13 protein-coding genes are annotated in these 13,671 nt (G+C 73.8%); 11 read left to right on the top strand and 2 right to left on the bottom strand.

Annotated elements, in window-relative coordinates:
* Positions 1-4 precede the first annotated feature (4 nt).
* The 4 genes from ACWIGU_RS28475 to ACWIGU_RS28460 are packed head-to-tail and all read left to right on the top strand — an operon-like array spanning position 5 to position 4,156.
* A complete protein-coding gene (locus ACWIGU_RS28475; RefSeq protein WP_454404547.1) occupies positions 5-1,270 on the top strand; it encodes a beta-ketoacyl-[acyl-carrier-protein] synthase family protein in 1,266 nt (421 codons plus the stop codon).
* Positions 1,267-2,520: a ketosynthase chain-length factor gene (locus ACWIGU_RS28470; protein WP_454404546.1), complete on the top strand. Its 1,254-nt coding sequence runs from the start codon at positions 1,267-1,269 to the stop codon at positions 2,518-2,520. The genes ACWIGU_RS28475 and ACWIGU_RS28470 overlap by 4 nt, the downstream gene beginning before the upstream one ends.
* A gap of 59 nt (positions 2,521-2,579) precedes the next feature.
* Positions 2,580-2,846: an acyl carrier protein gene (locus ACWIGU_RS28465; protein ID WP_454404545.1), complete on the top strand. Its 267-nt coding sequence runs from the start codon at positions 2,580-2,582 to the stop codon at positions 2,844-2,846.
* 2 nt (positions 2,847-2,848) lie between these two features.
* Complete coding sequence (locus tag ACWIGU_RS28460) at positions 2,849-4,156, top strand: FAD-dependent monooxygenase (RefSeq protein WP_454404544.1); 1,308 nt, start codon at positions 2,849-2,851, stop codon at positions 4,154-4,156.
* A 38-nt stretch (positions 4,157-4,194) separates the two neighbouring features.
* On the opposite strand, the gene ACWIGU_RS28455 is transcribed toward ACWIGU_RS28460, so the two are convergent.
* Entirely contained in the window at positions 4,195-4,413 is a 219-nt protein-coding gene (locus ACWIGU_RS28455) for a DUF6059 family protein (protein WP_454404543.1), read from the bottom strand.
* Between the two features lie 155 nt (positions 4,414-4,568).
* Here ACWIGU_RS28455 and ACWIGU_RS28450 point away from each other — a divergent pair, with 155 nt between their 5' ends.
* A complete protein-coding gene (locus ACWIGU_RS28450) occupies positions 4,569-5,519 on the top strand; it encodes an MBL fold metallo-hydrolase (RefSeq protein WP_454404542.1) in 951 nt (316 codons plus the stop codon).
* Positions 5,520-5,544: 25 nt separating this feature from the next.
* Here the strand turns inward: ACWIGU_RS28450 and ACWIGU_RS28445 are convergent, their stop codons facing one another.
* A complete protein-coding gene (locus tag ACWIGU_RS28445) occupies positions 5,545-5,997 on the bottom strand; it encodes a nuclear transport factor 2 family protein (RefSeq protein ID WP_454404541.1) in 453 nt (150 codons plus the stop codon).
* A gap of 166 nt (positions 5,998-6,163) precedes the next feature.
* On the opposite strand from ACWIGU_RS28445, the gene ACWIGU_RS28440 reads away from it, so the two are divergent.
* The 6 genes from ACWIGU_RS28440 to ACWIGU_RS28415 are packed head-to-tail and all read left to right on the top strand — an operon-like array spanning position 6,164 to position 13,665.
* Complete coding sequence (locus ACWIGU_RS28440) at positions 6,164-7,789, top strand: class I adenylate-forming enzyme family protein (RefSeq protein WP_454404540.1); 1,626 nt, start codon at positions 6,164-6,166, stop codon at positions 7,787-7,789.
* A 45-nt stretch (positions 7,790-7,834) separates the two neighbouring features.
* Positions 7,835-8,158 (top strand): antibiotic biosynthesis monooxygenase family protein, encoded by a 324-nt coding sequence (locus tag ACWIGU_RS28435; protein ID WP_454404539.1) that lies wholly within the window; start codon positions 7,835-7,837, stop codon positions 8,156-8,158.
* Positions 8,158-10,029 (top strand): FAD-dependent monooxygenase, encoded by a 1,872-nt coding sequence (locus tag ACWIGU_RS28430; protein ID WP_454404538.1) that lies wholly within the window; start codon positions 8,158-8,160, stop codon positions 10,027-10,029. The genes ACWIGU_RS28435 and ACWIGU_RS28430 overlap by 1 nt, the downstream gene beginning before the upstream one ends.
* Before the next feature lie 23 nt (positions 10,030-10,052).
* On the top strand, positions 10,053-10,874 hold the full coding sequence (gene fabG, locus ACWIGU_RS28425; RefSeq protein WP_454404537.1) for a 3-oxoacyl-ACP reductase FabG: 822 nt from the start codon (positions 10,053-10,055) through the stop codon (positions 10,872-10,874).
* 44 nt (positions 10,875-10,918) lie between these two features.
* Complete coding sequence (locus ACWIGU_RS28420) at positions 10,919-11,875, top strand: aromatase/cyclase (RefSeq protein ID WP_454404536.1); 957 nt, start codon at positions 10,919-10,921, stop codon at positions 11,873-11,875.
* 53 nt (positions 11,876-11,928) lie between these two features.
* Positions 11,929-13,665 carry an acyl-CoA dehydrogenase gene (locus ACWIGU_RS28415; protein WP_454404535.1) on the top strand — a complete coding sequence of 579 codons (1,737 nt, stop codon included), beginning with the start codon at positions 11,929-11,931 and terminating at the stop codon, positions 13,663-13,665.
* Positions 13,666-13,671: the final 6 nt, after the last annotated feature.

Here is a 13,671-nt window from a genome sequence, read left to right as displayed (position 1 = left end):
ACCGATGAGACGCGCCGTCATCACCGGCATCGGAGTCGTCGCCCCCGGCGGCGTGGGCACCGGCAACTACTGGCAGACGCTCACAGCCGGCCGCACGGCCACCCGCGGCATCACCCTGTTCGACGCGTCCTCGTTCCGCTCGCGCATCGCCGCCGAGGCCGACTTCGACGCGGCCGCCCACGGGTTCACGCCCGGCGAGGCCGCCCGCCTGGACCGGGCCGCCCAGTTCGCGCTGACCAGCGCCCGCGAGGCCGTCGCCGACGCCGGCCTCGGCCACGAGCTCGACCCCGTGCGTACGGGCGTCACGCTCGGCAGCGCGCTCGGCTGCACCACCGGCCTCGACAACGAGTACGCGGTGGTCAGCGAGAACGGCTCCCGGTGGGAGGTCGACCACACCAAGGCCGTCGCCCACCTCTTCGACTACTTCGTGCCCAGCTCCCTGGCCGCCGAAGTGGCCCTGGCCACCGGCGCCCAGGGCCCCGTCTCGCTGGTGTCCACCGGCTGCACCTCCGGCCTCGACTCCATCGGCCACGCCGTCGACCTGATCCGTGAGGGCAGCGCCGACGTCATGATCGCCGGGGCCACCGAGGCACCGATCTCCCCGATCAGCGTGGCCTGCTTCGACGCCATCAAGGCGACCAGTTCCCGCAACGACGACCCGGCGACCGCCTCGCGCCCCTTCGACCGCACCCGCAACGGCTTCGTGCTCGGCGAGGGCTCCGCCGTTCTGATCCTGGAGGAGTTCGAGCACGCCCGCGGTCGCGGCGCCCACGTGTACGCGGAGATCGCCGGATTCGCCGGGCGCTCCAACGCGTACCACATGACCGGACTGAGGTCCGACGGCGAGGAGATGGCCGAGGCCATCAGGGCCGCGCTCGACGAGGCGCGCCTGAACCCGGACGCCGTCGACTACATCAACGCCCACGGCTCCGGCACCAAGCAGAACGACCGCCACGAGACCGCCGCGTTCAAGCGCAGCCTCGGCGACCACGCGTACCGGACGCCCATCAGCTCGATCAAGTCGATGATCGGGCATTCCCTCGGTGCGATCGGAGCCCTCGAGGTCGCCGCGAGCGCCCTCGCCATCGAGCACGGCACCGTGCCGCCGACGGCGAACCTGCACGAGGCCGACCCGGCCTGCGACCTCGACTACACCCCGCTCACGGCACGCGAACAGCGCACCGACACGGTGCTCAGCGTGGGAAGCGGCTTCGGCGGCTTCCAGAGCGCCATCGTCCTGACCCGGCCGCGACTGCAGGAGGCAGCATGAGCACAGCGACCATGGAAGCGCCGGCCGCGCCGGCCCTCGCCCCGTCCACCACGGCCACCGTCGTCACCGGCATCGGCGTCGCCGCCCCCAACGGCCTGGGCGCCGAGGCCTGGTGGGCCGCCGTGCTGCGCGGCGAGAGCGGGATCCGCCGTCTGACCCGCTTCGACGCGAGCGGCTACCCGGTGCGCATCGCGGGCGAGGTCCCCGGCTTCCTCGACGAGGACCATCTGCCCAGCCGGCTCCTGACGCAGACCGACCGGGTCACCCGGCTGTCGCTCGTCGCCGCCAAGGAGGCCCTGGACGACTGCGGAACCGATCCCGCCGACCTGCCCGACTACAGCGCGGGCGTGGTCACCGCCAGTTCCGCGGGCGGCTTCGAGTTCGGCCAGCGGGAGCTTCAAGAGCTGTGGAGCAAGGGCGGCCAGTACGTCAGCGCCTATCAGTCCTTCGCCTGGTTCTACGCCGTCAACACCGGCCAGATCTCCATCCGGCACGGACTGCGCGGCTCCAGCGGAGTCGTCGTGTCCGAACAGGCGGGCGGCCTCGACGCGGTCGCGCACGCCCGCCGCCAGATCCGCAAGGGCGCCCGCGTGATGATCACCGGCGGGGTCGACTCCGGCCTGTGCCCGTGGGGCTGGGCCGCCCATCTGGCCGGCGGCGGCCTGAGCACCGTAGAGGACCCGGCCGCCGCGTACCTGCCGTTCGCCGCCGAGGCCACCGGACACGTCGTCGGCGAGGGCGGGGCGCTGTTCGTCCTGGAGGACGCCGCGGCCGCCCGCGCCCGCGGCGCCGCCGCGTACGGCACCATCGCCGGATACGCCGCCACGTTCGACGGCCCCGGCACGCCCCGCCTCGTGGACGCCGCACGGATCGCGCTCGCCGACGCCGGCGTGCGGCCCGACGAGATCGACGTCGTGTTCGCCGACGCGGCCGGCGAGCGGGACGCGGACCGGGCCGAAGCGGCCGCGCTCACCGAGGTGTTCGGTGCCTGCGGCGTACCGGTCACCGCCCCCAAGTCGATGACCGGCCGTCTCCTCGCGGGCGGCGCCTCGCTCGACCTGGCAGCCGCCCTGTTCGCCGTGCGCGACCAGGTGATCCCGCCGACCACCGGCACGGCGCGGCCCGCGGACGACTGCCCCGTCGACCTGGTCACCGTCACCCGCACCGGGATCCGGCTGCGGCACGCGCTGGTCCTCGCGCGCGGCCGTGGCGGGTTCAACTCGGCGGCCGTCGTCAGCGCCCCCGCGTAGGGCCCGTCCGGCCTCGCACCCCGCCCGACCCGCAGCTTCGCGAACCGAACGGAGAGACCATGGACCGCCTCGAACTGAGCGACCTGAAGACCCTGCTGCGCGAGTGCGCCGGCGAGGAGGAGGGCGTCGACCTGGACGGCGACGTCATCGACGTCACGTTCATGGAACTCGGCTACGACTCGCTCGCACTCCTGCAGACCACCGGACGCATCGAGCGCGAATACGGGATCCGCCTCGACGAGGACGGCCTCGACGAGGCCGAGACCCCGCGCGCCCTCCTCGCCCTGGTCGACCGGGCACTGGCCGCCGCCAGGGCCGTGGCCTGAGCATGTCCGGGCAGCCGGGGCGAGCCGCGCAGACGGAGCAGGCGGAGCAGGCGGAGCAGGCGGAGCGCACCGCCACCACCCCCGCCACGACCCGCGCCGATGTCTGCGTCGTCGGCGCGGGTCCGGCCGGCCTCGCCCTGAGCCTGATGCTGCTGCGCTCCGGCGTGCGCGTCACGCTCCTGGAGAAGTCGCGGGCCCTCGCACGCGACTTCCACGGCGAGATACTCCAGCCCGGTGGCCAGCGGATCCTGGACGAACTCGGGGTGCTGGCCGCCGCGCGCTCCCGCGGGGACCGCACCCTGCGCGGCTTCCAGGTCCTCGAGCGCGACCGCCTGCTGCTCGACATCGACTACCGGCGCCTGGACGCACCGTACGACCGCCTCCTGGCGCTGCCGCAGCGCCACCTGCTCGACGCCCTGCTCGCGGCCTGCCGCCGGCTGCCCGGTTTCACCTGTCTCGACGGGCACCGGGTCACGGAGCTGCTCCAGGAGCGCGGCCAGTACGCGGGGGCGGTGGCGAGCGGACCCGGCGGGCGCCGGGTGACCGTGCCCGCCCGGGTGGTCGTCGCCGCCGACGGGAGGTTCTCCAGGACCCGCGCGCTGGCCGGGATCGACGCCGGGCGCACCGAGGCGTTCGACCAGGACGTGGTGTGGTTCTCGCTGCCCGCGCCCGGCCGGGCCACCGGGCTCGTGCGCATCCACCGCGCGGCCGGCACGGCTGTCCTCGTCCACGACACCTACCCCGACCGGATCCGCGTCGGCTGGACGCTGCCGCACCGCTCCTGGCCCGAGGTCGCCGACGCCGGCATCACCGTGGTCAAGAACCAACTGACCGCCGCCGTACCGCAGTTCGCCGACCTCATCGACCGGCACCTGACGAGCCGGTCGGATCTGAAGCTGCTCGACGTGTTCGCGGCGCGTGCCACGTCGTGGGCCGACGACGGGCTCGTCCTGATCGGGGACAGCGCGCACACCCACGGGCCCCTCGGCGCCCAGGGCATCAACCTCGCGCTGCAGGACGCCGCCGTGCTCCACCCGCTCCTCGTCGAAGCGCTGCACGCGGGCGACATGAGCCGCGCACGCCTCGCCCGCTTCCAGGAGCTGCGTGCGCCCGCCGCCGACGCGGTGACCCGGGTCCAGCGCCTGCAGGCCAAGGCGTTCCTGGGCACCTCCGGACGCGTCGCGACGCTCGCCAGGGCGGGCGCCGCGAAGCTGGTCACCCGGACTCCGATCGGCCCGCGCATCACGTCCCGTATCGCCCACGGCCGAGTCCCCGTCCACGTACGGACGGATCTCTTCGACCGGCCCTAGGGCGCGTCCGGGGGCGCGGGACGGGCTGCGGCAGAACGTCAGCTGGTCTCCAACTCCCGTATCAGGGCCAGCTCCAGCGACGTCAGCGGCACGTCCGGGCACAGCCGCTCGGGATGGCCGGCGGGGGGCTGCGCCAGGAGGACGCGCGGTGTGCGCGAGCGGCTCGTCTCACCGGCCACGTACACCGCGCCGAGGGCGACAAGCCCCAACCAGACCTCCCGCAACAGTAGGGACGACCATCGACGCCGCTCGGCCATGCTGGCTCCCTCGCTCGGTGGACCCGTAGGCCGCAACGGTCTGAGGAAACGGTCGACGACCGCTCGAGACCGGCTCGCGCCGGGCCCGTTCCACCGCGATGCGAGGTGTACGCAGCACGCTCGGTGGGACCGAGAACTGTGTGAGGAGACCGGCCGTGCAGCCCACCACCACCGTGCGTCCCCCGGTGACCGCCGTCGCTCCGCTCGGCCGGGCCGTCGAGGTCGGCGAAGGTGTCCACGCGTATCTCCAGGCGCCCGGCGGGTGGTGCCTGAACAACGCCGGCATCATCGTGTCCGGCGGTGAGAGCGCCCTCGTCGACACCACGGCGACCGAGGCCCGGGCCCGTCATCTGCGGGCCACCGCACTGGAGTTGAACCCCGCGGCGCCGCGCGCCGTCGTCACCACGCACTTCCACGGCGACCACGCCTTCGGCAACTTCGTCTTCCCCGAGGCCCTCGTCATCGGCCACGAGCGCACGCGCACGGAGATGATGGCGGCGGGGCTGCACCTGACGGGCCTGTGGCCGGACGTGGTGTGGGGCGGCATCGAGCTCGCGCCGCCCACCGTGACCTACCGCGACCGCCTCACCCTGCACGTCGGCACGATCCGGGCCGAGCTGGAACACACGGGGCCCGCGCACACCTCGAACGACACCGTGGTCTGGCTGCCCGGGCAGCAGGTCCTGTTCACGGGCGATCTCGTCATGAACGGTGTGACGCCCTTCTGCCTGATGGGCTCGATCGCCGGCTCGCTGGCGGCGCTGGGGCGGCTGCGCGCGTTCGGTGCCACCACCGTCGTACCCGGACACGGACCGGTCTGCGGGCCCGAGGCGTTCGACGCAGTCGAGGGCTATCTGCGCCTGGTGCAGCGGCTCGCCCAGGAGGGCCTGCGGGCCGGCCTGACACCGATCCAGGCGGCGCGCGGCGCACACCTGGGGCGCTACGCGGAGCTCCTCGACCCGGAGCGGCTGGCCCCCAACCTCCGCCGCGCGTACGCGGAATTGGAGGGCCTGCCCGCCGACGCCCCGCTGCCCATGTCCGAACGGCAGGCCGCACTGGGCGAGATGATCGAGTTCAACGGCGGACCGCCCTGCTGCCTCGCCTGAACCGGCACGACGGGGACGACCCGGCTCACCCGAGGTCGTCGCGGGTGACCTTGCGCGTCGCCACGAGCAACCGCCCGTCCGTGCCGCGCACCAGCACGTCCTCGCACACGCACACCCGGTGCACCCGGGAGACGCCGCCGATCACCGAGGCGTAGACGGTCGTGTACGACCGCACGTCCAGGGCGCCGTCCGGGCGCTCCACCACATCGAACATGCCCATGAAGTGCCGGTGCCGCTCGCCCGCCTGCGCGAGCCGCGCGGCGGCGCCGCGGTTGGCCGCGACCAGACCGGGACGGCCGCGCACGGGCTCGGCGAGTGTCGGCACGTCGAAGACGGCGTCCTCGGTGAAGGTGTCCGCCCACCGCTGCGACTCGGCGCCGTCGAGGAGCTGCATCTGGTGCGCGTAGAACTGCTGCACCTGCGCGTACAGGGCGCCGAACGCCGGTGAGTGCGGGGCGGTTTCGAGCTGCGCGGTCATGGCCACTCCGTTCGGTGCGGCGGTGGACTCCGCCGGGTCCCCCCACCTTCTGAGGCCGGGGTCGAGCGGCTTTCGAACATTTCTCGAGCCCGCGCGCCGAGCGTGGTGCGCAACCGCACGCACACAGCACGTCAACCAGTCAGCCCGTCGAAGGGGGCCGCACGCCGTGCCGCACTTCACGTACCCGGACCTGCCACTGGACGGCCTTCTGCGTCGCGCCGCCGCACGCGACCCCCACGCGCCCGCCCTCACCACCGGGCGAGGCACCGTCACCTACGGGCAGCTCGACGCCCACGCCGACCGGATCGCCCGCTTCCTCGCGCGCGCCGCCGGCCGCCGGGGCGCCGTGGTCGGCGTGGCCAACACGCTCGACCCGGTCTTCCCCGCCGCCTACTACGGCACCAGCCGCAGCGGCAACACCGTCGCGCTGATCAATCCGCTGGTGAACGAGCACGCGCTGCACCACGTCTGTGCCGCCGCCGGCGTCGAGATCGCCCTGGTGCCGGCGGCCACCGCCGAGCAGCTGATGAAGATGCGCGACCGGCTGCCCCTGCTGCACACGATCGTCGTCACCGACGCCGACGACGCGGTGGTCCCCGGTGACACCGTCCCCCTGCACGTGGTTCTCGACGAGACGCCCGACGAGCCGTACGAGCGGGACGAACCGGCGGTCGTCGATCCGTCCTCGGTGGTGTGCATCCAGTTCACGACCGGGACCACCGGACGCCCCAAGGGCGTCCGCCTCACCCACCGCAACCTCGTCGCCAACGCCACGCAGACCGCCCTGGCCCAGGGCCTCGGCCCCGGTTCGGTCACCCTCAACCACCTGCCGCTGTTCCATGTGATGCACCTCAACTCGGCAGTGTGCGCGGGCGCTTCACAGGTCCTGTGCCACGACCCGGACCCGGTGGCCTCGCTCGCCCTGGCCGCCCGCGAGGGCGCCACCCACTACTACGGGCTGCCCGCCCGGCTGCACCGGCTCGCCGACGACCCGCGGCTGACCACCGCCTGTGAGGGAGTTCCGGCGGGCCCGCGGCTGACCGCGGTCATGTCCGGCGGCACCGCTCTGTCGCCGGCGGCCGCCCGCCGCCTGCGCCACGCGCTCGGTGTGCCCGTCGTCCAGGGGTACGGCCTCGCCGAACTCTCCCCGCTCTCCCACATGCAGCGCCCGGCCGACCCCGCGGTGCGCGGCGCCGTCGGCCCGCCCCTGCCCGGTACCGAATGCCGTGTCGTGGACCTCGGCTCGCGGGAGCCCGTCGCCGTGTGGTCCACCGGTGAGGTGCAGGTGCGCGGGCCGCAGGTGATGGCCGGTTACCTGAACGACGCCGAGCCGTCCCGGATCGACGCCGACGGCTGGTTCTCCACCGGTGACGCCGGCTGGCTCGACGAGGACGGCCGCCTGTTCCTGGTGGACCGGCTCGGCGACGTCTTCAAGTACGACAACGAACTCGTGTCGCCGACCGGCGTCGAGCGGATCATCGCCGAGGACCCGAGGGTCGCCGAATGCGTCGTCGTCGGCTGGCCGGACGCGGTGCACGGAGCTGTCGTCTGGGCGGGCATCGTCCTGCGTGACCCGGCCGGCACCGCGCGCCGCGCCGCGTACACCGGCCTCGACACTCTGGACACGCTGGACGCGGTCGCCGAGGAGGCCAACCGGCGGCTCGCCCCGTTCGAGCGCATCCGCAGGGTCGAGGCCCTCGACGCCGTGCCCCGCACCCCCACGGGCAAACCCGAACGGCAGGCGCTCCGGCACAAGGTGCGCGCCCTCGCCGCCGCCGAAGCCGCCGCCTGAAACCGACCACCGACCACGCACCGCCCCCCGGACAGGAGACCCGCCATGGTGACCTTCGTGAACAAGCTGACCGTCCACGGCGACGTCGAGGAGTTCCTCGCCGCCAAGGACCGTGTCACCGCCTACATGAGCGCCCAGCCCGGATACCTCGGCCACCGGACGCTGCGTCTGGCCGGCGGCGAGCCGGTGTTCCTGGAGCTCGCCGACTGGCAGGACGCCGCGGCCCACCGCGCCGCTGTCACGAGCCCGGCCTTCGGGGCGCTCGTCGGCGGCCTCAAGCAGCTGGCCACTCCCGAGCCCGCCCTGTACGAGACCGTGCCCGAGCGCGGCGCCGGCACGGCCGCCGTACCGATCGCGGCCGGCCTGTGATGAGCACCGGCCCCGCCGGGCGCCCCGCGCCCGGCCCGGCGGTCCTCGTCGTCGGCGCCGGTCCGGTCGGCCTGACCGCCGCGCACGAACTGGCCCGCAGGGGCCTGCGCGTCCGGCTCGTCGACGCGGCGTCCGGGCCCTCCCGCACCAGCCGCGCCGTCGCCGTCCACCCGCGCACCCTGGAGACCTTCGACCAGATGGGCACGGTCGACGGCATCCTCCGGCACGGCCGCAGGAACAGGGCGTTCACCATGTACGCCGGTGGCCGCCGCCTGGTCCGCCTCGACGCCGACTACTCGTCGATGCCCACCCGCCACCCCTACAGCGTCATCATCGAGCAGACCCGCACCGAAGCCGTGCTGCGCGAGGCCGTCGCCCGGCTCGGTGTGGAGGTCGAGTGGGGCGTCCGGCTGGCCGGGTTCGAGCAGGACGGGACCGGCGTACGAGCGCGGCTGACCCGCGCCGACGGCACCGGGGATACGGGGCAGACGGGACAGGCGGGGGAGAGGGGCGCGACCGGTGAGACCGGTGAGACCGGTGAGACCGGTGAGACCGGTGAGAACGAGGAGATCTGCACGGTGCCCTGGCTCGTGGGCTGCGACGGCGGCCACAGCACCGTGCGCAAGGCCCTCGGCCTGCCGCTGCTCGGCGAGAGCCGCGACACCTGGATGCTCGCCGACGCCTCCGTCAGCACCGACCTGCCGCCCGACAGCATCTACTGGGTCCACACCGGCGGCCAGGCCCTGATGATGGTCCCCTACGCGCGCGAGGGCCACTGGCGCCTGCTCGACACGGCCCCGGACCGGCCCGACGCGACCGGCGCCGCCGAGCGGTTCACCGCGAAGCTCTCCCGGGGCCTCGGCACCGCCGTTCGGGTCGGCGACCCCGAGTGGACGTCCGTGTTCACCTTCCAGCAGCGCATGGTTCCGCGGATGCACGAGGGCCGCGTGTTCGTCGCGGGGGACGCCGCCCACGTGCACAGCCCGGCCTCCGGTCAGGGCATGAACACCGGCATCCAGGAGGCGTACAACCTCGCCTGGAAGCTCGCCATGGTCCACCGGGGCTACGCGGAGCGGCCGTTGCTCGACACGTACGGCGAGGAGCGTGTCCCGGTCGGCAAAGCCCTGCTCGGCTCGACCCGCACCGCCACGTCGCTGGTCCAGTTCAAGAACGCCCTGGCCGCGGTGGCCCTGCCCGTCGTCTTCTGCGTGGTACGCAATCTGCACCCGCTGCGGCGCGCCATCCAGCGCAAGGTCCTCGGCGGTATGTCGGGGCTGCGCCTCGGCTACGCCCGGTCCTCCCTGACCACCGGCGGCGGGCCCGAACCCGTGCCCATCGTGACGCCCGTCGCCTCGCCCGTCATGGTCCCGCGGCGCGGGCACGTGCCCGCGCCCGGCGAGCGCGTGTCCGGAGCGGCGACGGTCAGCGACGCGCTGGTGCGGGAACTGCGCGACGTGCGCTGGACCCTGCTCGTCGCCCCCGGCGGCCACGACGCCGACGGCGTCCCCGTGCGCGCGGCCCGCGACGCGGCAGGGCGGCACGGCGCGTGGCTGTCCGTGCGCTCCGTCGGCGGCAGCGGCGCGGGGCCGCGGCCGCTGCCCGACCCGGACGGCGCCCTGTGCGCGGCCCTGGGCCTGGCGGCGGGCTCCTGGGCGCTCGTCCGGCCCGACGGCTACCTCGCGGCGCGGGGCGACTTCCTGACCGGTGGCGCGCTCGCCGAGGCGCTCGCCCCCGTACGTCCCCCTGTCGGTGATCGTGCCGGTGATCGTGCAGCACCTCTCAAGCGCCGCTCAGGTGGCCTTCGAGCCGTTCAGGACACGGTCGGGACCGAGACCACCACCGGCGCCATGGAAATGGAGAGCACCCGATGACGAGGATGACGAGGATGACGAGGATGACGACGCAGAAGTCACAGCCGTCACCGCCGTCTTCACCGTCGCCCGTGAAGCCGGTCGCCCTCGTCACGGGCGCCACGAGCGGCATCGGCCTGGCCGTCGCCCGTGAACTGGGCCGTCTCGGCCACCGCGTCTTCATCTGCGCGCGGACCGCCCAGCAGGTCAAACAGACCGTTCTGGACCTGCGCGAGGAGGGCCTGGAGGCCGACGGCACCGCCGCCGACGTGCGTTCCGCCGAGTCCATGGCAGCCCTGGTCCGCGCCGCGGTCGACGCGTTCGGCCCGATCACCGTCCTCGTCAACAACGCCGGGCGCAGCGGCGGCGGCCCGACCGCCGGCATCACCGACGACCTCTGGTACGACGTCATCGACACCAACCTCAACGGAGTCTTCCTGCTGACGCGCGAGGTGCTCAACAACGGCGGCCTGGCCGACGCCCAAGGCGGCCGCATCATCAACATCGCCTCGACCGCCGGCAAGCAGGGCGTCCTGCTCGGTGCCCCCTACTCCGCCTCCAAGCACGGCGTTGTCGGCTTCACCAAGGCGCTGGGCAAGGAGCTCGCCCCCCGGGGTGTCACCGTCAACGCGGTCTGCCCCGGCTACGTCGAGACGCCCATGGCCGAGCGGGTCCGCCAGGGCTACGCGGGCGCCTGGGGCACCACGGAGGACCACGTGCAGGAACAGTTCGAGGCGAAGATCCCGCTCGGCCGTTACTCCACACCGCAGGAGGTCGCGGGACTCGTCGGCTACCTGACCACCGAGCACGCCGCGTCCATCACCGCACAGGCGCTCAACGTCTGCGGTGGCCTGGGCAACTTCTGACCGCCCCCCGAACCGCCTCCTGATCCGGAAGTGAGGAACTGGACATGTCCGCTGAGCGAGTGCACCGCACGACGCACGAGGTGAACGTGGGCGCGCCCGCGGGCGTGGTCTACGGCCTGATCGCCGACGCGGTCAAGTGGCCGCTGTACTTTCCGCCCAGCGTGCACGTGGAGCAGCTCGAGTTCGACGGCGGACACGAGCGGCTGCGCATGTGGGCGACCGCCAACGACCAGGTCAAGTCGTGGACATCGCGCCGCACTCTGGACCCCGAGCGGCGCCGCGTCGACTTCCGCCAGGAGCTGCCCGCCGCCCCCGTCCAGTCCATGGGCGGCACCTGGATCGTCGACTCGCTCGGGGCCGACCGGGCGCGGCTGACGCTGCTGCACGACTTCACGGTCGCCGGCGACGACCCGGACGAGGTGGCGTGGGTCGAGCGGGCCACCGCCACCAACAGCCGTGCCGAGCTGGACAATCTGAGCCGGCTCGCCGAGCGCTGGGCCCGGCTCGACGAGCTGGTCCTGTCGTTCGAGGACTCGGTGCGTGTGCACGGTCCCGCCGAGCTGGTCTACGACTTCCTCTACCGGATCGGCGACTGGCCACAGCTGGTGCCCCACGTCTCCCGGCTCGACTTCACCGAGGACGAGCCGGGCGTACAGGTCATGTCGATGGACACCCGTACCGCCGACGGCTCCTCGCACACGACCGAGTCCGTCCGGGTGTGCTTCCCGCACGCCGGTCGCATCGTCTACAAGCAGACGGCCACGCCGGCGCTGATGGCGGCGCACACCGGTGAGTGGTCCGTGGTGCCCGACGAGACGGGCACCACCGTCATCTCGCAGCACAGCGTCGTACTGCGCGAGGAGAACATCGCGAAGGTGCTCGGCGAGGACGCGGACATCGCGCGGGCCCGCCGCTACGTCCGCGACGCCCTGGGCCGCAACAGCACGGCGACGCTCAACCTGGCCAAGAAGCACGCGGAGAGCGCGGTCACCGTCCTGTGACCGGGACGCTGACGCCACGGGCACCCGAGGCCGCCGGTGCGGGGCCACCCGCCTTGCCCCGGACCGCGGCCGGCGAAGCGCCACTGGACGGCGCCGAGCGCGCCGCCTGGATCGAGGCTCTCCTCGGCGACCCCGACGATCCGCACAACCCGCACGGCTACCGCGCCCTGCTCGACGCCGACGACCGGCGCCGCGTACCGGAAGCCACCGAGGAGCTGCTCACCGACGCCCGTCTCACCGCGGAGTTCGTCCCCCGGGAGCTCGGCGGCCGGCTCGCCCGCCCCGATGTGCTCGCCCGCGTCCTGCGGCCGGTGTTCCGCCGGGACGTGGGCCTCGGCTTCGGCTACGGGATCACGTCACTGTTCGGCGCGTCCGCCGTCTGGGCGGCGGGCGACGACCGGCAGCGCGCCCGTACGGCCGCGTTGCTGCTCGACGGGGGCGGTGGCCGCGTCACGATCCTGCACCACGAACTCGCCCACGCGAACGCCATCCTGCGGGACGAGTTCACCGCGCGCTCAGCGCCCGGCGGCTTCGTTCTCGGCGGCCGCAAGGACGTCGTCATCAATGCCGACCGGGCGGACGCGTTCGTCATGTACGCCCGCACGGCGACCTCGGCAGGCCCAAGAAGCCACTCCGTGCTGCTGCTCGATCCCGAGCGGCTCCCGCCGGGCGGTCTGCGCCGGCTGCAGCCCGTTCCCACCCCCGGAATGCGCGGCAGCCGGTTCGCGGGACTGGAGTTCACCGACAGCCGCGTCCGGGCCGACACCCTCGTCGGTGAGGTCGGAGACGGGGTGTCCCTCGCCCTGCGCACCTTCATGGTCAACCGGTGTCTGATCCCCGGCACCGTCGTCGCCGGGGTGGACAGCGCGCTGCGGTTCGCGGTGCGGGCCGCCACCGCCGGACGCCCCGCCGGGCAGCCGGCGCGCCGTCACCACACGGTGCTCGCCGGTGTCTTCGCGGACCTGCTGGCCTGCGACAGCATGGCCGTCACCGGGCTGCGCGCGCTGAGCCTGCTGCCCGACAGCGCCCACCTGATGGCCGCCGCCGTCAAGCTGACCATGCCGGACCTGCTGCGCGAGGACCTGGAGGAACTCGCCACCGTGCTCGGGGTCCACGGCTATGACCGGGGCCCGCTCTACGGCGGCTTCCAGAAACTCGTACGGGACCTGCCCGTCGCCGGACTCGGTCACGCCGGGAGCGCGGCCTGCCAGGCGGTGCTGATACCCCAACTGCGCACGCTCGCCCGGACGTCGTGGTTCCGCACCGAGGAGCCCACCGCGCGGCTCTTCCTGCTGTCCGCGCCCGTCCCGGCCCTCGACTACCGCAAGCTGACCCTGTCGGGCAGCGACGACGTGCTGACCGCGACCCTGGTCGGGGCCGGCGAGCGGCTCGGCGCGCTGCGCCCGGCCGGGCCCCTGTGGGCGGCACTCGCCGACCTCGCGGACGCGTTCGTCCAGGAGATGCGGGCGCTGCGCGAACAGTGCGCCGCGCTCCCGGAGTCCGTGGCCGCCACGCTCGCCGACCCGCGCGCCTGCGCGCTCGCCGACCGGTACGCCCTGGTGCTCGCCGCCGCCGCGTGCCTCGGGGTGTGGCAGGGCCAGGACGGCACCGACTCGTTCCTCTCGCAGCCCGCCTGGGCGGTTCTCGCCCTGTCCCGGATCGGCCGCAGGCTCGGCGTGCCCGTCCCCGAACTGCCGGACGGCGTAACGGAGTCGGTCCTGTCGGAGGTGCTCCTGCGGTTCCGCGAGGGCCGCAGCCTCGACGTGTACGACACACGGATCGCGGGCTAGAGGGAG

It is taken from the genome of Streptomyces sp. NPDC055400 (assembly GCF_053644375.1).
The sequence above is the reverse complement of the archived record's forward strand: the minus strand, read 5'-3'. Positions and strand labels throughout refer to the sequence as shown.